Source organism: Natronorubrum halophilum, assembly GCF_003670115.1.
GTDB classification, from domain to species: Archaea; Halobacteriota; Halobacteria; order Halobacteriales; family Natrialbaceae; genus Natronorubrum; species Natronorubrum halophilum.
Genome location: NZ_QQTY01000002.1, coordinates 492,623 through 514,241, shown reverse-complemented (window position 1 = coordinate 514,241; position 21,619 = coordinate 492,623). Strand labels below are relative to the sequence as shown.

Below are 21,619 nucleotides of genomic sequence, written 5' to 3'. Positions count from 1 at the left end.
GCGCAGCGCGAAGCGAAGTCAGTAAAACGGAGATCTCGGGAGTCGGAGGCTCAAACGCCCTCGAGACTGATCCGTTCGATCGCACCGGCGAGCACGTCGATCCCGTGATCGAGGCTCGCTTCGTCGACGTCAAACGTCGGGGTGTGGTGGCCGCCGGGGTGATCCGTTCCCACGCCGACGTAGCACGCGTCGCCGCCGTTTTCCTGAACGGTCCGCATGAGGAAAGTCGCGTCCTCGCTGCCGCCGAGTTCGTCGCGCTCGAGGACGCGCTCGACGCCTGCGGTTTCGCCCGCGACGTCGGCGACGATCGAGACGAGTCGCTGGTCGCTCGTCGCGCTCGGCGCCTCGGCGCCGATTCCGAACGCGACCTCGCACTCGTGCATCTCGGCGGCGCTCCGGATGACGTGGCGGGCAGTATCGTGCATGTACTCCATGAGCGCGGTCGTCTCGCCACGGACCTCGGCGAGGATGCGCGCCTCCTCGGGGATGACGTTGGCGGCGCTGCCACCCTCGACGACGCCCGCGTTGACCCGTGTCTTGCCGTCGTTGTGGCGCGGAATGCCGTACAGATTCTGGACGGCGGTCGCCATCGCCTGTACCGCGTTGCGGCCCTGTTCGGGATGGCCGCCCGCGTGTGCGCCCTCGCCGGTGAACGTCGCCTCGAGGTGGCGAACCGCCAGAAAGCCGTCGAGACCGGCGACGATTTCGCCGGTGGGGTGATCGAGTCCGACGTGGACCGCGAGCAGCGAGTCGACGTCTCGAACGTGCTCGCCTTTCGCCATCGATTTCCCGCCGCCGACGACTTCCTCTGCGGGCTGGAAGAACACCTTCAGCGTCCCCGAAAAGTCGCTCGCGGCGACCTGCTCGAGCACGCCGATACCGATCGTCGCGTGGGCGTCGTGCCCACAGGCGTGCATCGCCCCCTCGTGTCGGGAGCGAAAGCCCTCCGCTGCGGGGAGGTGGCCGGTTTCGCCGGACTCCTCGACCGGGAGCGCGTCGATATCGACCCGAAGCCCGACGGTCGGACCCTCGCCGCGCTCGAGGACGGCGACCGCGCCCGTGTAGCCTCCCTCGAGTTGCTCGAGGATCCGTTCGTCGGCCCCGGCTTCCTTGGCTCGATCGTACCAGACGGACAGCTCGGCGTCGTCGGGGACCGCCATGCGGTGCTCGCCCGCGATGGCGTCGGGACCGACGTGGAGTTCGTCGAGGTCGAGTCGAGACTCGAGTTCCTCGACGATCCGTGCGGTCGTGTAGAACTCTCGCCAGGCGGGTTCGGGTCGCTGGTGGAGGTCTCGGCGGAGCGAAACGAGGTCTGTCGTGCTCATATCCGATTCTCGTCGGGAGCGGTGAAAAGTACTCACCTCACGTCGGTTCGGGTCGGAGACAGGTTCGGACCCGAAAGGTCGGTCGGCAGCCGAGAGCGCTCAGTTTCCGCGCCCCGCGCCGTGGATCTGCTCGACTTCGGCCTCGATGTGGACCGAATCAGGGAAGCGTTGTTCGGCGATGTTGCGCGCGAGGCTGTCGTGGCCGTGAATCTCGAGTTCGCGGGTGAACACGGTGTACCCCCACGTGGCGAACTGGCGGTCGTCGTCGGCGTGGAGCCGACAGCGCTGGGGGACCGAGAACGTCTTCGGGGGGTGGGAGTGGGGACCTTTCAGGGCGGCACCTTTGCGCTCGGCGTTGGCTTTGATGTCTTCGACGATCCCGTCGAGTGCGGCGCGATCGCCGCTCTGGAGCGTGAGGCGGGTAACGAAGGTCATGATGTATCGTCCAATCGTCAACGGCCGGCGCGTAAAAACTTGCTGAGATGCGCCCAGTTGCGCCGCGGCCGGCGACCGAATCCGACGGGGTAGACCGGGAGAGCGCGAGCGGGTATCGGGCCGAATCGGATATACGCTGGACGAACAGTCCGATATTCTCTTAACGTCGCACCTATTAGCACAGTTAATGGCAGTCGAAGCTACGAGCGCAGGCGCGATCCTCTTCCGCGATACGCGGGGCCGGCGCGAGTATCTTCTACTCAAGAGCCGCCCAGGCGATTGGGAGTTTCCCAAGGGCGGTGTCGAAGGAGATGAAGAACTACAGCAGACGGCGATCCGCGAAATAAAGGAAGAGGCAGGTATCGAACAGTTCCGACTTCTCGACGGCTTTCGCGAGGATTACAACTACGTGTTCCAGGCGAACGGTAAGACGATCCACAAGACCGTTCACCTCTTCGTTGCGAAGTCGTTCGAGGCGAGCGCGGAACTGTCAAGCGAACATCGAGATCTCCAGTGGCGAGATTACGACCAGGCGGTAAACACCGTCACGCAGGACGGCCCGCGGGAGATCCTCGAACAGGCCCACGGGTTTCTCGACGACCGCAAGGACGAGGACGAAGACGAGGAGTAACACCTCGTCTCGAGCGGGCTGTCGGCAACCGAGCGGGCCACTGCCCGCTCCGTAACGCCGCCCGGGCCAATTCCGCCGGCCGGCGTTCCGTAGCGCCGCTGCTCGAGCGATCGGAGTCGGTTCGATCCGATATCGCCCCCTCGAGCACCGTCGGCCGATCGAGCAGCGCTTTTGCTCGCGCGGTTCCAAGCACCGCCGTGGACCGGTACACGAGCGAGTTCGCGTTCGAACTCCGAACCTGTCGCTTCGCGGAACGCGCCTGGCCGCTCGAGACGGTTGCCAGCGACGACCGCGCGGTCGTCGTCGCTCGCCAACTCGGGACGAAACGCCGCCGCTGGGACACGATCGTCCTCGAGTGCAACCCCGACGCCCTCCGCGAGCGGGCGAATTTCGGCGGGAAACGGCTCGATAGCGATCTGTTACACGTCGTCCGGAACGCGCCTGCTGAGTGGACCTACTACCGCGACTGCCTTCCCCACCCCGGCTACCCGTGGCGCTACGTTCGCGAGGCGATCCACCGAGCCGACGACCGCGGGATCGTCGCGACCAGAAAGAACGGGAACCGAATCGAAATCCGCAGGAAGTGGCGCTATCCCGACTGGCTCGAGCGGATCGTCGCGATCGAGAACAAACCCGACCTCGACGCCAGCGCCGCTCGCGCGCTCGGCTCTCAGCTCGAGTACGACGTCGCGATGGGGCTGGCCGACGAGGTCTGGGTTGCGACGCGCGAAACGGGCAGCGCCGTCGAACCGGCGCTGTTCGAGGATCTGCCGATCGAAGCGGGCATTCTCGCGCTCGAGCCCGAAGCCCTCACCGTCGATGTCGCGTGGCATCCCCGTTCGCTCCCCATAGACGAGCGCGGAACGCGGATCCTCGAGCGACCGGACGGCGGGGCTCGAGACGGTTCGGCGGCGCGCTTCGAGTACGTCGACCCGGCGACGAAAGCCGAAAAACGGCTCGCCATCGCCGAGCGGGCCTACGAACGCGGCTGGCGCTTGTTCGTCGATACCATGCGACCCGACTGCCGGCACTTCGAGTTGCGCGCTCGAGACGGACGGCAACTCTCGCCGGACTGCGCTGCGAAGGGACGGTGTCAGACGGCCGCGGAGTGTTCCGGGAACTGTGCCGACTTCGAACCGGAGCCGCCGGTCTGGCGGACGCAGGGGTGGCCGATCGAGGGCGGCCCAGGAAAACGATGTCGACGGTTACTCGAGGACCGTCGGCGACGACGGCGACCCGGGCTGTAATATAGCGGACTCGAGACCGGCACCCGCACGACGGTTCAATCGGAGATGCCGACCTCGAGGTCCTCGCGCGCGACGGTCAGCCGAAACGTCGGAACGGTTCGGTACTCGACCTCGACGACGCCTTTGCGCCGGAGGCTCTGCAGGCCGGAGCGAACGTCTTCGGCTTCGGGATCGACATCGAACTCGTCTCGGAGGGCGTGGAGCACCGAAACGACGCTTTGGGACTCGTCGTCGGGTCCGGCGAGCACCGCCACGATCTGACTCTGGAGTTCCGGCACGCGGATCCGAGAGGGAACCCCGTCGTTCTCCGGATCGCTCTCGATACCGGGTTCGACGTCCACCAGATCCGCTGCTTCGGCCGTCGCGCGGATCAGGCTGTTATCGTCACGGAAGTAGTAGTCACCCAGTTCGTTCTCGAGGAACTGATGGACCTCGCTGCCGCTTTCCATGTCCCACCGCTCCTGTAGTTCCCCGTTTTTCGTCGGCTGTAACTCCACCACGTCTGCCAACCGTTCTGTGGCCTCCTCCGAGAGCGTCATCGTCGAATCGTATGCGGATCCCCTACTTTTGCGTTGCGTCCCGTCGCTTCTCGTGTACAGGGAGTCGAAACGTCGGACGGCGCTCTGCGGGCGCGGTTCCCAGGGCCGGACCGGCGGGTGATCGCGATCCGTCGCTGACCGCTGTTCCGCGTCACTCGTCGCTCCTTCCCGGTATCGAGCGCGTCGTCTCGAGCGTCTCTTCGACCTGCGTGTACACCAGAACCGTTCCGAGGGCGGCGAGTGCGGCCCCGAAGACGAACGGCGCGTAGAAGCCGTAGCCGACCAGCGCGCCCGAGGAGAGCGGACCGATGGCGATTCCGAATCCGAACGCCATCGTGAGCACCGACAGTTTCGATCCGGACTCGCCCTCGCCGGCGAGATCGCCCGCGAGCGCGAGCGACGGCGCGAACACCATCGCGCCGGCGATGCCCTGACCAAGCCGTGCGAGGAACATCACCTCGGAGCCGAAGATGAACCCCTGTACGAGCGTCGTCGGAACGAGCAGGGCCATTCCACCGACGATGAACGGCCGTCGTCCGTAGTAGTCACACGCTCGCCCGATCGGCGTCTGCAGGAGAACCTGGGCGAGGATGAACGCCGCAAACTGGAGGCCGAACCAGGTCGAACCCTGCTCGAGGCGAGCGTTGACCTGTGGCTGGATGGTCGCGAAGAGGGCGATCGCCGCCGCCATGAACAGCGACGCGACGCCGAGGGTGAAGATCGGGTCGAGCAGGTGTTTGCCGGAGCGGTCGCGGATCGGGATCGAGAGATCCGCGCCCGCGTTCGCCTTCGTCGCGTCGGGATCGGTGATGAGGACCGTCACCAGCGCGTACCCGATCATAGCCGCCACCGCGGCGACGTAGAAGGCGGCATCGAAACCACTGATCGAGACGTCCGCGGGGATACCGACGATCGCGACGTCCGAAGGGAGGGTGTACGGACCGAGATTGACGACCGCGCCGGCCGCGACGGGGCCGGCACCGAACCCGATCAGCCGAAACGTGTTGTAGACGCCCATATTGCCGCCGCGATCCTCCGTCGTCGCGAGTTCGTTGACGAGCGCGATCGACGCCGGAATGATAAACGCGACGCTGACGCCCTGGAGGCCGCGGATAACGATCAGCGAGAGGTACGACTCCGCGACGACGTACGCCAGGTTCGTCGCCGCGAGGCCGCCGAGTCCGATCAGAATGAAGGGTTTGCGCTTCCCGAACCGATCGGAGAGTCGGCCGGTAAGCGGCTGAAAACTGCTGTTGAGAAAGCCAAACAGCGAGAGGATGATCCCGATGACCATCGCTTCCTCGAGCCCGAACGTCGCCCCACGGACGATACCGCTCGCGACGTACAGCGGGATGACGATGATCAGAAACGAGTTCCCGATCCCGTCGGCCATCCGGGCGAACGCCAGCGCGAGCACTCGCCGGTCGACGGCGAACTGTGCGACGATCCGACGAGGCAGACCCCGCATTGAACGTACGTGCGTCGCCCCGTCCGATTACCGTTTCGAAGCGAAAGGTGGCCGCCGGTTTCCAACTCCCGAACTGTGCCATTATTTGAAAACGTTCACAACCGTATTATATACGTATCAATGAAGCAGTAGTATGCCGAACGGCCCCGCTCGACGGCAGTTGCTCAAAGCCGTCGTCGCCTCCAGTATCGTCGCTCCCGTCGCCGGCTGTATCGGTACGCTCGAGACAGACGGTGACGAGACCACCGATCCGTCCGACGAAGACGAACCGGGGGACAGTTCCACGTCGGACGAACCGGCGCGTGACGTGGGTCGATCCATGATCGCCGCGCTCGGCGATGGCGACTTCGAGACCGCTGCGTCGTACTATCCCGTCGAACAGTTCGAAGACGAAGCCCTCGACGAGGCCGACATCGCCGAGGAACTCGAGAACGGCTGGCCGACAGACCTCGAGTGGATCGACGCCGACGTCGACGACGTCACCTGTGAGTGCGTCGAACCCTACCCGGACGACGCCCGCGCCGGATTCGAGGCGGATATCACGGGAACGGTGGCGACCGCCGTGGAGCTTCGATTCTCGGTCGCGTACGGTGACGGCGGCGAGACGGTCACCGAGTCGGCGTTCGTGAACGGCGTCGAAATCGACGGCGACTGGTACGGCCTCCTTTCCCCACGGGGAGGACCTGAACTCTGTGGGGACGGCGAGACTACCGACGGTCGCGACGAGGGCAGTGGTGACGATGGGGACGAGCGGGAACAAGCGCTCGAGCCGGCCGCCTGGGAGGACGTCGACGAGATCGTTCTGGAAGGCGCCGCCGCCAACTGGGTCGGCGTCGAACCCGCGCCGATCGAGGAGGTCGAGAATCCGACGCTCCTCCTCTTCGAGGGCCGGGAGTACGCGATCGAGTGGCGAAACGGCGACGGTCTCACGCACAATCTACAGATCCGCGACGAGGCGGACGATGGCCTCGCGGAAACCGATTTCACGGAGAACGAGGGCGACGTCGTTTCGGTCTCCGTGGAAGCAACTGCGACGATGGACCGCTACGTCTGTGAGCCGCACAAACAGACTATGGTCGGTTCCATCGACGTCCGGGACGCGTAACGGACGGTCCGGCCACCGATGGGTATCGACCGACGCCGGCGCTCGAGCCTCGAGTCGCGGTCACCGAACGAACGGCCGGGAAAAAGGGAGGACGCGACCGCGTGGCGAGTCGCGTGGTAGGTCGCGTCGCGCGGTCGTCCCTGCGCGGCTCGGCCGGGATCAGTTGATCGTTGTGTGCTCGGACTCCTCGTTCAGCGCGAGGTTTGCCGCGATTTCGGCGTTTCGCATCGCGTACTGTGCGGTCTGCTGGAGGCTGACAAGTACTTCTCGGACGCGCAGCAGGTCGTCGTTCTCCATCTCGGGCAGGTCGGCGAGGATCTCCTTCTCGCGGTCGGAGATCTCGTGGAAGAGCGCCCGAACCCTGTTGGACTTGTCGTAATCGCGCTCGACGGCCGCCTCGACCGCGATGGAGGTGATCTCGTCGACCAGCTCGTTCAGCTCGCGGATGTCGCGCATGACCGAACTGTCGACATCGAGGGTGTGGCCCTCCGTCTCGATGACGATATCGGCGATGTCCTCGGCGTTGTCCGCCGTCAACTCGAGGTTCTTCGCGATCGAGCGGTAGCCGATCAGCGGGAAGCCGCTGTTGAGGCCGATCGCCCGCGCGAGGTTCGGATTCTGGTAGGCCGTAAAGATCAACCGAAGCAGGAGGACGAAGATCTTGTTCGCCTGTCGTTCCCGGTTCAGGGCTCGCTGGGCCAGGTCGGGGTTGCCGTGAGCCAGCGCCTTGATCCCCTCGCCGCGCATCGTCTGGCCGGTTCGCTCGAGGCGCTCGAGGAGGTTGTCGAGCGTGAAATCCTCCGGATCGACCGAACAGCGAATCGAGATGCTCTCGGGGGTCTCTTCGATGACGCCGAGCCCCATCAGCTGCGTCTCGGCCTGGTAGACCGCGTTGATGTGGTCAGACTCGAGAGCCCCGTCCTCGGTGTCGATGCGGATGACGCGTCGCCCGAGAACGTACTGGGCGACGATCGCGCGCTCGACGGCGTCGGCGTCGAGGTCGTCGGCGTGGATGATAGCCTCCGTTTCCTCCGTACTTGCCGATTCGGGCATGACGGTCAACGTCCCTTTACCGCTGGTTCGGAGGGATACTTCGTCGCCCTTCTCGACGTCGTGTTCGGACGCCCATTCGGCGGGGAGAGTCATGGCGAGCGTCGACGGACCCAATCGTTGCACTTTCCGCGTTTCCATACGCCCTCTTAGGAAGGACCGAACCTTAATCTTGACTATATGGTCATTATATCTGACTCGGATAGTTATATGGTTGATTATGAGCGGGCGCATACCCCGTACCTTATACAACGTTCACGAGTCTGGTGGTAAATCGTCCCGTTCGGACCCGCTCCCAGCCGCGAAGCGTTTCGTCGAGGTCCTCGTCGTCGGTATCGACGCGCAGCGAGTCGATCCCGTCTAGTTTCTCGTCCGAAGCGACGATCTCGATCTCGTCGGCTCGGCGGATGACCGCGGGCGAAATCTGGTGGTTTCCGCGACCGAACACGAAGCCCTGTCCGCCGATCGGCGAGATCACGATCGTCGCCGGCTCCGGGAGGGCCTCGAGGATCTCGCTTTCGGACGCGTCGCGTGCGAGGACCGTCCCGTCGCGCCAGACGTCGACGCCGAGCGGCGAGGGCTCGATCCCCAGTTCCGTCTCGATCGCGCCGACGGTGCTTCCGGGGCCGAACACGTACGTTCGATCCGGGTCGACCTCGCGGGCGAACCCCGACGCCAGCGAGTCGACGCTCCCGCTCGCGACCTGCTTGCCCGACTGGACGTCGGGTGCGACGGGGACCGGAACGACGGCCTTGAGCTCCGCTCGGACCTCCCCCTCGCGGTACGCGTCCTCGTCGATGTCGTTCACCTCGCGGGGCGCGACGCGATCGAACTCGGCGATGATCCGGCCGGCGTCGGCGGGCGTCACGGCGAACACCGACGAGTAGATCTTGACGCCAGCCGGCACACCGAGCATCGGGGTCACGTCCCCGTCCGGAGACGCGCTCGTCGCGTCGTCGGGATCGGCCGCATGACTCCCGGCGTCGTGCTCGATGACCTCCGCGACGTCGACGGCCGTCCCGTCGCCGCCAACGAAACAGATCAAATCGACGCCGCGCTCGAGAAAGGCGCGGACGGCCGCGTGCGTGTCGGCCGCCGTCGTCTCGGCGGCCGCAGGCTCGACCGACCCTGTCCTGCCGTTCGAGCCGCCGTCGCCGTCGTCACCGGCGGCAGCGTCGGATTCCCCGGCTATCGGATCGTAGACGACGACCGGCTCGTAGCCGGCGTCCCGAACCGCGCGTTCGCCCAGCACGTCCGCTGCCGTGTAGACGGTCAGCTCGGGCTCGCGCCGGTGCAACGCGCTGAGTGCGTCGCGCGCCCGATCCGGCGCTCGCGCCTTCGCTCCGCGCCTCCGCGCCTCCTCGAGTTTGCCATCGGTCCCCTTCAGCCCGACCCGACCGCCCATCCCCGCGATCGGGTTCACGACGACACCGAGAGACTCCATGGCGGCTGTAGGCAAAGCCGATCCAAAAGCGTGTGGTCCGCTCGACGCGCGTGGCGTTCGTGACGGACGCTTCTCCTGCCGTCGATTTCGACAGCGGGGTCACCGAGTCGTGACTATACCGGATCGGCTCGAGCGACGCGTCCGACGCGGCGGCTTTCTGAAAAGTTAAGAGGCGTGGGAACGGATCGCGGACCATGAACGAACTCGCGTCCGTCGTTCTCGAAACGGGGACGGAATTGCCGGAGCAAACAGGCTGGGTCGTCTTCGGGCTGGGCTTGCTCGTGACGGTTGGATGGCTCGCCTACCTGTACCGGTAATCACCTCACGAGACCGTCTGACCGTGGCAGCGACGCTATTCGAGCCACGCTCGTCTCGGCGGTCGAACCGTTACTCAGGCTGTTCGACGCGCTCGCGGAGCCACGCGGCGGCCTCGGCGACGGTCGCTTCGTCCGTACTCTGGAGCGAGAGCCGAACCGATTCGCCCGGATAGCTGCCGATGACGACGTCGAAGCGTTCGCGCACCGCCGCGATCCGATCGAGCAGCGCGCTCTCGGGTTCGGCGGCGACGACCTCCTCGCGGTACGTTCTGGTTCCCGAAAACTCGGTCGCGATCGACTCGAACATCGCCCGCATCTCCGACGGCACGCCGGGAAGGACGTAGACCCCCTCGAGGACCGCGCCGGGGGCGACGCCGTTTCGGTTGTGCAGCGCCCGCGCGCCCCGCGGTAGGTCCGCCGTCCCTTTGGTCAGGTCGGCGCGCGAGTAGCCGTCTTCCTCGAGCCAAGCGAGCGCTCCGTCGTGTTCCTCGAGCGAGCGACCCAGCGCGGCGGCGACGCCCTCCACGGTGACGTCGTCGTGGGTCGGACCGAGGCCACCGGTGACGATGACGGCGTCGTACTCGGCGCGGTACTCGTTGACGACGCGGGCGATGTCGGCGATGCGATCCGGGACCGTCGTAACGCGTTCGACGGAAACTCCGCGCTCGGTGAGCCGTTCGCAGAGCCACGTGGCGTTCGTGTTCGTCGTTCGTCCGGCGAGCAGTTCGTCTCCGACGGTGACGACCGCGACATTCATGGCGTACCGTTCGGACCGGAGCGGCAAACGAGTATCGAGGGCCGTCGGCCCGGTTCGGTGTCGCCCGCCGGTTCTCCGTTCGGACCGATCGTTGTGTATCACTGACAAAAATTGTCAATTTTAGTTACAATCACGGAATAAAGACTTACACACAACCATAAGATTCAATCTGAATAGATTGTTACAGAGTAAACGATGTCTCAGAGTCGGACGGAAGAAACCGAGTCAAACTCGACTGCGGTCCTCTCAGCGCTCGGGAGCAAATACAGCGCGGAGATTCTTTGTGCAGCGGGAACGCCGAAGTCGGCGCAAGCGTTGAGCGAGGATATCGAGATTCCGATCGCCACCTGCTACCGTCGAATCGAAGAACTCGTCAATGCTGGCCTGTTGACCTGTGAGGGACGGCAACTCTCCGAGGAAGGACGGCGAACGAACATTTATCGTCGAACGCTCGACGAGATAGAAATCGACTTTTCGGACGTGAAGCCGCGGTTCTCGCGCAAGCGCCGAACCGAAGCGAAAAACAGGCTCCAGGATCAGCTCACGGAGTAGACTGGCTCCTTCTGCTGTCAGTCGTGCGGGGACCGTTACAACAGCAGTGTCGAGATCAGTCCGACGACACCCGCAAGCGTAAACCCGATCCCCGGAACCGCGATCAGGCCGCCGAAGATGACGTAGAGCGATCCGGATCTGTACCGTTCGGGAATCACGGACGGCTCGTCACTGATCGAAATTTCGAACCAGTCGTCGCCGACGACGGTAACGGGATCGTCGGAACCGCCGCCGCGAGCGCCCGCTCGGGCGACGGATGCGCCAAAGACGTGGACATCATCCCCCGACTCGAGGCGCTGTTCGCGGTACTGACGGTACCCGGACGCGCTCGAGTCGGTAATATCGTCGTCGGGTTCGGAGCGGCCGGCCGCTTCCAGCCGATCCAGCGCGTCGGCAGCGAGGTCGGAGTCGTCCGTCCACGCGGTCTGGGTCGTCCACCACCCGTCGAGCGATAACACCGCGTTCGCCGGGTCGACCGTGACGCGGTCGATCCCGTCTTCGACCGCGAAAGGGACGCTGGCGGAGACCCCACCATCGAAGCGCCACGCATCATCGCCCTCGTCGCTCCCGACAGCGTCGGTCGGCTCGTCGGAACGGGTCTCGGCTGCGCGGCCCGCGTCGTCTCGAGTCCGGGCGCGGACCGTGTACGCCAGACACGTCGCGTCGGACACCGGTGCCTCGAGCGTCTCCCCGTCGAGTTCCCGCGCGACCCCCTCGAACTTGACGAGGCCGCGCGCCTCGGGGACATCACCCAGCGCCGTCGGTCCGGCCTCGCGGAGCGTGCGAGCCGTCCGAACCCGCTCGACGCCGATGGAAGTGATGGACAAGCCGGTCCCGAGGACGACGAGTCCGAACAGCGCCGCAACCCCCACGATGATTACGTCCGTCGACGGCATAACGGACGATTACGGTCCGGGGAGGATAACTCCCGCGACCGACCGGCGGCCGTCCGACACCGCGGCTACACCGCGTCGTCGTCGAACCGGGAGATCGCGTGGACGACGAGCAGGAACGTCACCAGAAAGAAGCCGACCGAGACGCCGCCGTAGAGGGCGAACGTGACCGGCGTCACGGGAACCGCCATCTCGAGAACGACGATCTCCTCGAGGTCGGTCCGCGCGGGAAGCGCGTATCCGAGCACGGCACCGAAGGCAGCGGTCACGGCGACCAGCGCACAGACGAGGCCGGCGACAACGCGCCGACCGCCGAGTTCGATCTCGTCAGTCACGCCCGACCGTTCTCGGCGCGGACACGAGGCGGTTGCGTTTTCGAATCGACGCGTCATCGGGAAGCCGACTCGAGTGGCCGTCTCCGGTCCGACCGGGCGATAGCATACGACTACCAAATTTGTTTGGCGTCACCGGTATTCACGGCGGGTGTTACGATGACGTACGGCGAGGTCGTCAGCGCCGGACGCTGTCACCCCGTCGTTGCACCCCCACCCCCGTCTTTTGCGTGCCGACCATCCGTAACCCGTACTCACCGGGGACCGTTATCATCGGTCGAACGGCTGTACAATGCAGTCGTTGCGCTCGCTACTCGCGCTCGTCGCCACACCGTTTTTTGAGTCCCCGCGATGTAGCCCCGAACCAGAGCACCCGTGCACTCCGATTCACGTACGACCGGTTCCGACGCCGGCGATTCCAGCGACTCGAGCGGCCGTCGAGGGCTGTCCGAGAAGGAACTATTCCTGTTGCTCCTCGTCGGGATCGCACTCCTGATGGCACTGGCCGGGTTCGTGCTCATCATCAACTGACGGCCGGCGGTCACGGCGACTCCGATTCCGATTCCGTCTCCGCCGAGTCGTGTTGTGTCCGGTCGTCACCTTCGATCGCGCGGGCCGCGAGATAGGTGGCGAGTCCGAGGAGGAAACTCATCGAAAGCAAGATCGCGAACTGGATCGTCGACTGCAACGGCGAGAAGCCCCACGGGTTGAACACCGCAAAGAGCGCGGTGAAGAAGACGATGATCGCGAGGGGGATGAGGTTGACCGTGAGATCCAGCGTGATTTCGGCGTCGAATGCGCTTCGGCTCATGTGTGGTGTGGGTTCGGTGTGGGTTCGATTCGGCGATTCGATCCGCCGCGTCAGCGTCGCTCGAGCGCGGTCGCTAGCGCTTCCGGTACCGGACGATACCCGCGCCGACGACGGTGACGACGCCGGCGACGGCGACCGCGAGGCCGCGGCTCGCGAGTCCCGTGAGCCCGTCGATTGCGGGGACGACCAGCGCTCCGGTGCCGAGGGCGTACAGCGCCGATCCGGCGGCGACGAACACGAGACCAGCGCCTACCGTAAGCGGCCACGGACTCGCGACGTGGCTCGACTCGGCGAGGATGCCGGCGACGCTCGCGGCGAACAGCACGAGGCCGGCGACGGCGACCGGAAAGAGGCCGACGACGATGCCGACTTCCGAGAACACGAGCCCGAGAGCGATCAGGACGGGCCACGGGCTGGCGGTCGGTCGCTCTCGATCGTTCGCGCTCGAGTGATCGGCCATCTCTGAGGCGTACCTACCACAGCCGGCTAGTAGAAGCTAGGGAATCCTGTCGACTCTCGTGAATGTGCCGTGCGATGGCTGTCCCCGCCGTATCAGCTTTGAGTCGGGAACCGGCGACGAGTGGCGGTCAGCAGACGGTCCTCACTCCTTGCGGTCGATGACGAACTCGGTAAACTCCCGGAGTTTCCGCGTCGTCTCGTCGTCGAACTCGAGTCGATCGATCGATTCGCGGGCCTGTGCGGCGAGTTCGAGGGCGTGATCGCGCGCGTACGCCAGGCTGCCGGCGTCCTCGATGATCGACAGCGCCTCGCTGATCTCCTCGTCGGTGGTCGTCTCGGCGCTCAAGATCTCCCGAAGGCGGCGAGCGCGTTCCGGCTCGCTCTCCTGAATCGCGTGGATGACCAACAGCGTCGTTTTCCCCTCGCGGATGTCGTTGCCGAACTCCTTGCCGAACTCGCCGGCTCGACCCAGCGAGTTCTCGACGTCCAGGATGTCGTCGCCGATCTGAAACGCGACCGAGGTCAGTTCCGCGTAGGTCGCGACGGCCCGTTCGACCTCGGCTGACTGGTCGGTGACGATCGCCGCGAGGCGCGCGACGATCCGGCCGAGACAGCCGGTTTTGCACGCACACATCTCGAGGTACTGCTCGGGCGTGATCCGGACCCCGCGTTCGTTGTGCCAGCAGATGTCCATCCCCTGGCCTAGGTGGGTTCGGTTGAGTTCCTGCATCAGCATCTCGTAGGCGGCGAGTCGGCGGTCGGCCGGGAGGTCGGCCGGGTTCGTCGTCAGTATTTTCAACGGCAAGAAGTACATCGCGTTGCCGGCGTTGAGCGCGATGTCCTGACCGTAAACGTGGTGGAGCGCCGGCTCGCCGCGGCGAATCGTCGCTTCGTCCTCGACGTCGTCGACGATGATCGTCCCGTTGTGGAGGATTTCAGGAATACAGGCATATTGGAGGAACTCCGCCGGGTCTTCGTCGAATCCCTCGATGAAGACGAGAAACAGGATCGCCCGCCACCGCTTTCCGCCTCGGTCGAGCAGATCCCACAGCGGCGTCGAGAGGGCGCGCTGGATGCCGGTGGGATCGTACTCGTAGGTCGGGTCGCCGAAGAACGACTCGAGGTAGTCGGCGTCGATTTCGCGTGGGACCAGATCGGCAATCGTCTCGTCAATGGCCGGTCGCCAGTCGGCAAGCGTCTCCCGCATACACGTCTCGAGAGGGAGGGGCGTAAAAAAGATTCCCTGTTCGTCCTGTCAGCGACGAACGAATTGGCTACTCCCACCTCGCCGCCGTACCGCGTCCGTGAGATCTCGAGCGGTACAGTTACCCCACCGGACGCCAACACGGCTGACATGACGAACTGGATCGGCGATGTGTTTCGGAGCGACGTCGGTTGGGACCACCTCGAAGAACTGGTCGATATCGGAAATCGAATGGCGGGCAGCGACGGCGAGCGCGAGGCCGCCGAACTGACGCGTGACGCGCTCGAGTCTGCCGGTGCGAGAAACGCTCGTCTCGATTCGTTCGACGTTCAGGGGTGGACGCGCGGCGAGAGTTCGATCGCGGCCGGCGATAGGACGCAGGAGTGCATCGCGCTCCCCCGAAGCCCGTCCGAGCGAGTCGCGGCACCGCTGGTCGACCTCGGCTACGGCCTGCCCGCGGAGTTCGAGGAGCGCGACCTCGAGGGAGCCATCGTCATGGTCCGCAGCGACATTCCGGCGTACCACGGACGCTACATCCACCGTCGAGAGAAGTACTACCGCGCCGTCGAGAACGGGGCCGTCGGTTTCGTTTACCGCAATCACGTCGAGGGCTGCCTGCCGCCGACCGGGAGCGTCGGCACCGACGAGCAGCCGATCGGCGAGATTCCGGCCGTCGGCGTTTCGAGCGAGGTCGGTGCGCGGCTGGCGCGGCGCTTCGACGGGGACGAGATCGAACTCGCCGTCGAGGCGGCGATCCACGCGGCCCGGAGCCAGAACGTCCACGCCGAACTCGGCCCCGACACCGACGAGCGCGTGCTCGTGACCAGCCACGTCGACGCCCACGACATCGCCGAGGGCGCGTCCGACAACGGCGCGGGGACGGCGATGCTCGTCGAAATCGCGACCGCCCTCGCCGATCGCGAGGCGGCCCTCGAGACGCGCGTCGAGTTCGTCGCCTACGGTGCCGAGGAGGTCGGACTGGTCGGCTCCTCCCACCACGCCGAGTCGACCGACCGCGAGACGATCGTCGCGATCGTCAACAACGACGGCGTCGTCAGCGACCGAACGCTCTCGCTGACGACCCACGGCTTCGACGAACTCGAGGCCGCCGCGAACGACGTCGCGGAGCGCTACGACCATCCGATCGAGACGATCCCGAAACTCGGGCCCCACAGCGATCACTGGCCGTTCGTCCGACGGGGCGTGCCGGGCTATCACGTCAAATCGACCTCGGACGACGTCGGTCGCGGCTGGGGGCACACCTTCGCCGACACGCTCGAGAAACTCGAGCCGCGGACGCTCCGGGAGCAAGCGATCCTGCTGACCGACCTCGTCGTCACCCTCACCCGGGAGGACGCGACCGTCGAGCACCGGGATCCTGAAGGAATCGCCACGGGCCTCGAGGAACAGGGACTGGCGGAGGGAATGCGCGTCACGGGCGACTGGCCCGACGACGCATAACCCCACGCTTTTTTCCGACCCGCGCCAACGGCTCGACATGGACGCCGCGTGGTCCGAAGACGAGCGGCCGGTCGTCGGGATCGTCAACTCGGAGACAGCGACGGGAATCGGAACGGAACTGGTGGGGAACGTCAGCGACGACTCGGGTAGCCGATCGATCCGGGCGGAAGACTCCCTCGACGCGGTTCTGGACGCCCACGACGCCACGGCCCTCCGTGGCAACCTCGAGGACGTTCTCGCCGCAGCGCCATCGCTGCTGGTGACCGGGGGAGAGCGCGATCTGTCGGCGGTCGCTCGAGTGGGATTCGACGGTCCCGTCCTGCCGGTCGGCGACATTTCCGGGATCGACGCCGTCGCGCGAGCGCAGCTTCCGGCGGCGCTCGGAGCCGTCCTCGAGGGAACCGCCACCGTCTCCGAGCGGTCGCTACTGGGGGTCGTGGTCGAGGGTGACGACGCCGGCGACGACACCAGCGATGATACCGACAAAACCCGCGAACGGGCGCTGTTCGACGTAACGCTCGTGACCGACGAACCGGCGCGGATCTCCGAGTACAGCGTGGAGAGTTGCGGCGACGCTCTCGCGAGGTTCCGCGCCGACGGCGTCGTCGTCGCAACGCCGGCCGGCAGTCACGGATACGCCAGCGCCGTCGACGCTCCACACCTCGCTTCGGCCGTGGACGCGGTCGCCGTCGCCCCGATCGCCCCGTTCGTCACGCAGACCCGTCGGTGGGTGCTCCCGGATGACAACGTCACCCTCGCGGTCGAACGCGACGAGGGTGCCGTCACGCTCGTCGTCGACGACTGTTCCGTGGACGCGATCGGCGTCGGCTCGCGAGTCAGCATCACCGCCGACGGGACGCTCTCGACGCTCTCGGTTCCGGACGACGCCCTCGAGTCGAACTGAGCAGTCGCTCTCGGTGATCGGGCCGACCTCGAGTCCGTCGGAAGAAAACGTACCGGCACCGGCGGATGGCGGCGGATCGTCGCGTCGCAGTCGATTCGACGAACGCTGGCTGTCGAACGGCTCCGCTAGCTGTTGAACGGCTCCTCGTCGCGGTGGTTATCCGGATTCGTGTGCTCGCGGGCGTCGTTCTCTCGCTCGTCGGACTTCTGCTCGATGTCCTGCCGGCGCTGTTCTTCGTCCCGGCGTTCCCGCGCTTCCTTCTCCTCGTCGGTGAGTTCCTCCTCTTCGGGCGCTCGTTCGGCGTCGGTATCTTCGTGCGTCAGTTCGACGTCCCGCCCGTGCTCGTCTTTGCCGGTGTCGTCGGTGTGTTCGGACATACTGATCCCGATTGGGGATACTGTCGATTCCTGAAAAGACGTTGGGCTTGCGTGTGTCGGCGGCGTGCTCTCGTCGAAACCGGGCATCTCGACTGCGGTCTCGGCCGACTACCAGGGTTCGCCGGAGGCGAGATCGATCTCGCTGTCACCCTTCGCGGAGGGGCAGATATCGGCCAGCACGCAGTCGGCGCAGTCGGGGTTCCGAGCCGTACAGGTCGCTCGTCCGTGGTCGATACAGAGGTGGGTAAACTGCTGCCAGTAGCCCTCGGGGACGACCCCCATCAGGTCCTGCTCGATCGGCTCCGGACGCTCCTCCTCGGTCAGCCCGAGTCGACGGGAGAGGCGCTGGACGTGCGTGTCGACGACGATCCCCTCGACGACGTCGTGGGCGTGCTGGAGGACGACGTTCGCCGTCTTCCGACCGACGCCCGACAGCTCCGTCAGCTCGTCCATCGTATCCGGCACCTCGCCGTCGTGTTCCTCAAGGATCGTCTGGGAGGAGGTGCGGATGTACTCCGCTTTGCTGTTGTAGTACGTGATCGAACTCAGGTCCTCCGCGAGTTCCTCCTGGGGCGCGTTCGCGTAGTCTTCGGCCCCGTCGTACTTCTCGAACAGGTGTTTCGTCTCTTTGTTGACGCGCTCGTCCGTACACTGCGCCGAGAGGATCACCGCGATCAGCAACTCGAGGCGATTCGAATACCGCAGCGAAATCGTCGAGTCCGGATACGCCTCCTCGAGGCGCTCGATGACTTCCTCGGCCTGCTCCTCGCGACTCTCGAGCGGGGTTCCCATGGAGCGTTCGTAGCGAAAGCGCCCATTTGATCCTGTCGGTCACCGCCGATGGCGACGCCTCGAGACGGTGCCCGAGGCTGCTGTCACAGCGCTGTACATCATTCGGTTACCGGATGGGTGCTTGGCCGTTTTCAAGGGCCCGGAGCTCCGACCGCCCGTCATCGAAAACCCCGTGAATACGCAGCGGACATCCTCGATGGCATAACGGAAACCGGCATAGCGTACGGTCGCGGCATCGGTATCGGCGTCGCGATCATGGCCCCCGTACTGCCCTGACGGGGTAGGACTCTCGGAGCCATCGACAGGCGCTGGCCACCGATCACTCGGATGCCGTGACCTTTAAGCGGCCGTCATCCGCCTATCCGGGTATGAAAGCCACCGCCATGGCCCACCCGATCCAGGGGTTGGTCAAGTATCACGGAATGCGAGACGACATCAAGCGGCTCCCCTACCACGACAGCATCAGCCTCTGTACGGCCCCGAGCCACACTCGAACGACCGTCGAGTTCTCGATGGATTACGAGGAAGACACCTTCGTCGTCGACGGCGAGGAACTCGACGGCCGGGCCTACGAACGGGTCGAAGCCGTCGTCGAGAAGGCGCGCTCGAAGTCCGACGCCGCCCACACCGTCTACCCCGTTCGCCTCGAGAGCGAGAACAGCTTCCCCTCGAACGTCGGCCTCGGCTCCTCGTCCTCCGGCTTCGCGGCCGCGGCGATGGCCCTCGCCGAAGCCGCGGAACTCGACGCGTCGAAACAGGAGATTTCGACGATCGCCCGCGTCGGCTCGGCGTCGGCCGCTCGAGCGGTCACCGGCGCGTTCTCCCAACTCCACACGGGCATGAACGACGAGGACTGCGTCTCCCGGCGGCTCCCGACCGACCTCCACGAGAACCTCAAGATCATCGTCGGCCTCGTCCCCTACCACAAGGAGACCGAGGACGCCCACAACGAGGCCGCCGACAGCCACATGTTCCAGGCCCGAAACGCCCACATCCACGGCCAGATCGCCGAGATGCGGGATTACCTGCGGAACAACGACTTCGAGAACGCGTTCGAACTCGCCGAGCACGACTCGCTGTCGCTCGCCGCGACGACGATGACCGGCCCCTCGGGGTGGGTCTACTGGCAGCCGGCTACCCTCGAGATTTTCAACCGTGTGCGCAGTCTCCGCGAGGAAGAGGATATCCCGGTCTACTTCTCGACCGACACCGGTGCCAGCGTCTACGTCAACACCACCGACGAGTACGCCGAACGCGTCGAAGAGGAGATCGCCGACTGCGGCGTCTCGACGACCGTCTGGAACGTCGGCGGTCCCGCGAAGCTACTGGACGAGGAGAAACACCTCTTCTGAAAACTCGGAGTTGCGGCTCTGGGTGCGGTCTCTGATCACTACGGCTGGGAGAGAAGGTGCCGTGTGACAGAGACGAGGAGAGGGGAAGACGCCTCGACGTCAGGTCCAACGATCCAGTCCCGTCTGGGTGACGCTCTCTTCGATCCGCTCGAAGCCGCGGGCGACCTCGTCTTCGTCGACCGCCCACTCGTCAGTGAGGTACTCGCGCGCGGCCTCGAGGTCCGGATCCAGCGTCGTGTCGAACTCATAGTCGTCGGTCACGTTGGGGTCGCGGAACAACTGCCGCACTCGATCGCCGTACTCGACGGCGTCGCCGCGCGCTTCGAGGACGCTCCAGAGGTCGCCGTGTTCGGCGATCTCGGACAGTGCGGTCTTGGGGCCGATTCCGGTCACGCCCTCGTTGAAGTCCGTCCCGATGAGGATCGCCGCGTCGATCAGTTGCTCCAGGGTGAGGTCGTGGTGGTCGAGGGTGGCCTCGAGATCCATCAGTTCGGGGTTGCCCTTGCTCGTCAACTGGCGCAGCGTGAGCGGTGCGCCGAAGAGGAGTGCGTCGTAATCCTCCGAGCCGACGTAGTCGGCGTCGCCGCGTCGGGCCATGTGGGCCGCCTGCGCCTCGCCCTCCGCGGGGGCTTCGACGATCGGCACGTCGAGTAACTCGAGGAGGGTCCGACTGGTCTCCTGGATCGTCGGCGTCAGTCGCTGGGTGCGGGACTCGAGTTGGGCGATGGCGACCGCGTCACCCTTCTCGCGGGCGGTCTCGAGTTGATCCTCGTAGCTCCGGCGTTGCTCCCGGCGGGACTCGATCTCGTCGTCTTTGAGTTCGGAAGGGCCGCCGTCGAAGACCATCACCGGCACGATGTCGTGTTCGAAGAACTTGGGGAGCCCCTGGACGATGCCGATCAGGTTCGCCACTTCGGTGCCGTCCGCGGTCGTGTATTTACTGCTGTTGGTCCACTTGACCGTCGTCGTCAGGTACCGGTAGAGCCAGTTGTGCGCGTCGACGGCGACGACGCCTTCGATCTCGTCGAAGGGAATCTCCTCGATGACGGCGATATCCCGAAGTGCAGCGTTTCCCATTATCCCTCCCTTAGGCGGTCCGGGATTTGAATTATTGGCTTCTCGGGCGGTGGACACCGGCTCGAGTCGTGATCGTCAGCACGGAGTACGACGGAAACGAAGGGGAGAAACAGCGCGCGGGAAGAGCCGAGAGGTAGCCCGGAATTCGGTCAGTACACGACGGGAAACGGCCGATCGCTACCGCGGCAACGATGACTGCCACACCCTCCCCAGCCGACTCGCTCGCGGGCTCACGGCGTTCGCCGTTCGCGTTATCGCGGCGCGTCGCGCCGCGCTCCGCTCGCTCGTCCCTCACGAATCGCGGTGCGTCTCGCTTCCGCTCGCCACACCGCTGCGCGCCGAGAACGTGGACCCCACTCCGCACCGGGCACGCGAGTCCTACAGCCCTACTGTACACCGAGCGCCGGGTCTGACTGTACACCGAGCGCCGAGTCCGACTGTACACCGGGCGGCGGATCCGACTGTACGCCGAGCACGTGACCGTCTACGTCACGTGTTCGTGCGACTCGAGGTCGGGGGGTCGCTCCCGCGCCGGGCCTCGAGAAACGCCTCCTCTTCCGCGGAGAGGTCGCGGTCGCGAAACTCCTCGAGACCCGCCTGATAGCGTTTCGCTGCGTCGTACTCGCCCTCGCCGGCAGCGGGATGCTCGAGTACCAGTTCGGCGATTCCCGTCGTCTCGCCGGTGTACTCGAAGCCGCTTCGGTAGAGCGCCTCGTAGGCGAACGGGTTGTTGACCGCGATTCGAAGACGGTCGTACCCTCGCTCGAGGGCGCGGTCGCGGACGAATCGGAGGAGCGAGGGGGCGATGCCGTCGCCGCGGCGCTCGCGGTCGACGGTGACGTATCGCAGCCAGAGCGTTCCCGCGTCGGTGCGGTCCTCGTTGAACGCCACCGCCGCGACGATCGGCGCGTCCGACTCGCCGCGGGTTCGCTCGGTTTCGGCGTCGTCTCGAGCGACGGCTTTCCCGGTGTTCGTCATGACGAACTTGCCGGCGTAGCTGAACCGCTGATAATCGAGTCGGAGTTTCGGTCCGTCGGGCGGCCAACCGAGCAGGTCGTACTCCACTGCTGTGACCGTTCGTGTCCCA

At 65.6% G+C, this 21,619-nt stretch carries 25 protein-coding genes; 9 read left to right on the top strand and 16 right to left on the bottom strand.

Going from position 1 to position 21,619, the window contains the following annotated elements:
• Positions 1–50 precede the first annotated feature (50 nt).
• A complete protein-coding gene (locus DWB23_RS08630; protein ID WP_121742415.1) occupies positions 51–1,325 on the bottom strand; it encodes an amidohydrolase in 1,275 nt (424 codons plus the stop codon).
• 99 nt (positions 1,326–1,424) lie between these two features.
• Positions 1,425–1,760 (bottom strand): uS10/mL48 family ribosomal protein, encoded by a 336-nt coding sequence (locus DWB23_RS08625; RefSeq protein ID WP_121742414.1) that lies wholly within the window; start codon positions 1,758–1,760, stop codon positions 1,425–1,427.
• Between the two features lie 187 nt (positions 1,761–1,947).
• Between DWB23_RS08625 and DWB23_RS08620 the strand changes: the two genes are divergently transcribed.
• On the top strand, positions 1,948–2,391 hold the full coding sequence (locus tag DWB23_RS08620; protein WP_121742413.1) for a bis(5'-nucleosyl)-tetraphosphatase: 444 nt from the start codon (positions 1,948–1,950) through the stop codon (positions 2,389–2,391).
• Positions 2,392–2,588: 197 nt separating this feature from the next.
• Positions 2,589–3,638, top strand: coding sequence for a DUF5787 family protein (locus DWB23_RS08615; protein WP_121742412.1), 1,050 nt, complete (start codon positions 2,589–2,591; stop codon positions 3,636–3,638).
• A 35-nt stretch (positions 3,639–3,673) separates the two neighbouring features.
• Here DWB23_RS08615 and DWB23_RS08610 read toward each other — a convergent pair whose 3' ends face one another.
• Positions 3,674–4,177: a DUF5797 family protein gene (locus DWB23_RS08610; RefSeq protein ID WP_121742411.1), complete on the bottom strand. Its 504-nt coding sequence runs from the start codon at positions 4,175–4,177 to the stop codon at positions 3,674–3,676.
• 151 nt (positions 4,178–4,328) lie between these two features.
• Positions 4,329–5,645 carry an MFS transporter gene (locus DWB23_RS08605; protein WP_121742410.1) on the bottom strand — a complete coding sequence of 439 codons (1,317 nt, stop codon included), beginning with the start codon at positions 5,643–5,645 and terminating at the stop codon, positions 4,329–4,331.
• A 133-nt stretch (positions 5,646–5,778) separates the two neighbouring features.
• Between DWB23_RS08605 and DWB23_RS08600 the strand changes: the two genes are divergently transcribed.
• The gene (locus tag DWB23_RS08600; protein WP_121742409.1) at positions 5,779–6,750 is read left to right on the top strand and encodes a cupredoxin domain-containing protein; all 972 of its coding nucleotides are present in this window, start codon (positions 5,779–5,781) and stop codon (positions 6,748–6,750) included.
• A gap of 159 nt (positions 6,751–6,909) precedes the next feature.
• Here DWB23_RS08600 and DWB23_RS08595 read toward each other — a convergent pair whose 3' ends face one another.
• Both DWB23_RS08595 and DWB23_RS08590 read right to left on the bottom strand, forming a co-directional pair.
• Positions 6,910–7,941 (bottom strand): phosphate signaling complex PhoU family protein, encoded by a 1,032-nt coding sequence (locus DWB23_RS08595; RefSeq protein ID WP_121742408.1) that lies wholly within the window; start codon positions 7,939–7,941, stop codon positions 6,910–6,912.
• Between the two features lie 103 nt (positions 7,942–8,044).
• Complete coding sequence (locus tag DWB23_RS08590; protein WP_121742407.1) at positions 8,045–9,244, bottom strand: ATP-NAD kinase family protein; 1,200 nt, start codon at positions 9,242–9,244, stop codon at positions 8,045–8,047.
• A gap of 194 nt (positions 9,245–9,438) precedes the next feature.
• Here DWB23_RS08590 and DWB23_RS23715 point away from each other — a divergent pair, with 194 nt between their 5' ends.
• Positions 9,439–9,561 (top strand): hypothetical protein, encoded by a 123-nt coding sequence (locus DWB23_RS23715; RefSeq protein WP_275086295.1) that lies wholly within the window; start codon positions 9,439–9,441, stop codon positions 9,559–9,561.
• 70 nt (positions 9,562–9,631) lie between these two features.
• Here the strand turns inward: DWB23_RS23715 and DWB23_RS08585 are convergent, their stop codons facing one another.
• Positions 9,632–10,318 carry a competence/damage-inducible protein A gene (locus DWB23_RS08585; RefSeq protein ID WP_121742406.1) on the bottom strand — a complete coding sequence of 229 codons (687 nt, stop codon included), beginning with the start codon at positions 10,316–10,318 and terminating at the stop codon, positions 9,632–9,634.
• 195 nt (positions 10,319–10,513) lie between these two features.
• Between DWB23_RS08585 and DWB23_RS08580 the strand changes: the two genes are divergently transcribed.
• Positions 10,514–10,870, top strand: a complete 357-nt coding sequence (locus tag DWB23_RS08580; protein ID WP_121742405.1) for a winged helix-turn-helix domain-containing protein — start codon at positions 10,514–10,516, stop codon at positions 10,868–10,870.
• A 35-nt stretch (positions 10,871–10,905) separates the two neighbouring features.
• On the opposite strand, the gene DWB23_RS08575 is transcribed toward DWB23_RS08580, so the two are convergent.
• A complete protein-coding gene (locus tag DWB23_RS08575; protein WP_121742404.1) occupies positions 10,906–11,766 on the bottom strand; it encodes a hypothetical protein in 861 nt (286 codons plus the stop codon).
• A 65-nt stretch (positions 11,767–11,831) separates the two neighbouring features.
• Complete coding sequence (locus tag DWB23_RS08570; RefSeq protein WP_238709380.1) at positions 11,832–12,098, bottom strand: DUF7520 family protein; 267 nt, start codon at positions 12,096–12,098, stop codon at positions 11,832–11,834.
• Positions 12,099–12,470: 372 nt separating this feature from the next.
• Between DWB23_RS08570 and DWB23_RS22955 the strand changes: the two genes are divergently transcribed.
• Positions 12,471–12,626, top strand: coding sequence for a hypothetical protein (locus tag DWB23_RS22955; protein ID WP_162989775.1), 156 nt, complete (start codon positions 12,471–12,473; stop codon positions 12,624–12,626).
• Positions 12,627–12,636: 10 nt separating this feature from the next.
• Here the strand turns inward: DWB23_RS22955 and DWB23_RS08565 are convergent, their stop codons facing one another.
• From DWB23_RS08565 to DWB23_RS08555, 3 genes are all read right to left on the bottom strand, one after another.
• Positions 12,637–12,906 (bottom strand): DUF6684 family protein, encoded by a 270-nt coding sequence (locus DWB23_RS08565; RefSeq protein ID WP_121742402.1) that lies wholly within the window; start codon positions 12,904–12,906, stop codon positions 12,637–12,639.
• Between the two features lie 73 nt (positions 12,907–12,979).
• A complete protein-coding gene (locus DWB23_RS08560; RefSeq protein WP_121742401.1) occupies positions 12,980–13,366 on the bottom strand; it encodes a DUF7541 family protein in 387 nt (128 codons plus the stop codon).
• A 141-nt stretch (positions 13,367–13,507) separates the two neighbouring features.
• The gene (locus DWB23_RS08555; protein ID WP_121742400.1) at positions 13,508–14,572 is read right to left on the bottom strand and encodes a polyprenyl synthetase family protein; all 1,065 of its coding nucleotides are present in this window, start codon (positions 14,570–14,572) and stop codon (positions 13,508–13,510) included.
• Positions 14,573–14,719: 147 nt separating this feature from the next.
• On the opposite strand from DWB23_RS08555, the gene DWB23_RS08550 reads away from it, so the two are divergent.
• Together DWB23_RS08550 and DWB23_RS08545 are read left to right on the top strand one after the other, a co-directional pair.
• Positions 14,720–16,030 (top strand): M28 family peptidase, encoded by a 1,311-nt coding sequence (locus tag DWB23_RS08550; RefSeq protein WP_121742399.1) that lies wholly within the window; start codon positions 14,720–14,722, stop codon positions 16,028–16,030.
• Between the two features lie 37 nt (positions 16,031–16,067).
• Positions 16,068–16,934, top strand: coding sequence for an NAD(+)/NADH kinase (locus DWB23_RS08545; RefSeq protein WP_121742398.1), 867 nt, complete (start codon positions 16,068–16,070; stop codon positions 16,932–16,934).
• A gap of 125 nt (positions 16,935–17,059) precedes the next feature.
• On the opposite strand, the gene DWB23_RS08540 is transcribed toward DWB23_RS08545, so the two are convergent.
• A complete protein-coding gene (locus DWB23_RS08540; protein WP_121742397.1) occupies positions 17,060–17,311 on the bottom strand; it encodes a hypothetical protein in 252 nt (83 codons plus the stop codon).
• A gap of 108 nt (positions 17,312–17,419) precedes the next feature.
• Entirely contained in the window at positions 17,420–18,103 is a 684-nt protein-coding gene (gene nth, locus DWB23_RS08535) for an endonuclease III (protein WP_121742396.1), read from the bottom strand.
• A gap of 368 nt (positions 18,104–18,471) precedes the next feature.
• On the opposite strand from nth, the gene mvaD reads away from it, so the two are divergent.
• On the top strand, positions 18,472–19,455 hold the full coding sequence (gene mvaD, locus DWB23_RS08530; protein ID WP_121742395.1) for a phosphomevalonate decarboxylase MvaD: 984 nt from the start codon (positions 18,472–18,474) through the stop codon (positions 19,453–19,455).
• Between the two features lie 99 nt (positions 19,456–19,554).
• Here the strand turns inward: mvaD and fen are convergent, their stop codons facing one another.
• Positions 19,555–20,532, bottom strand: coding sequence for a flap endonuclease-1 (gene fen / locus DWB23_RS08525; RefSeq protein ID WP_121742394.1), 978 nt, complete (start codon positions 20,530–20,532; stop codon positions 19,555–19,557).
• Positions 20,533–21,021: 489 nt separating this feature from the next.
• Positions 21,022–21,597 (bottom strand): GNAT family N-acetyltransferase, encoded by a 576-nt coding sequence (locus tag DWB23_RS08520; protein WP_121742393.1) that lies wholly within the window; start codon positions 21,595–21,597, stop codon positions 21,022–21,024.
• Positions 21,598–21,619 lie beyond the last annotated feature (22 nt).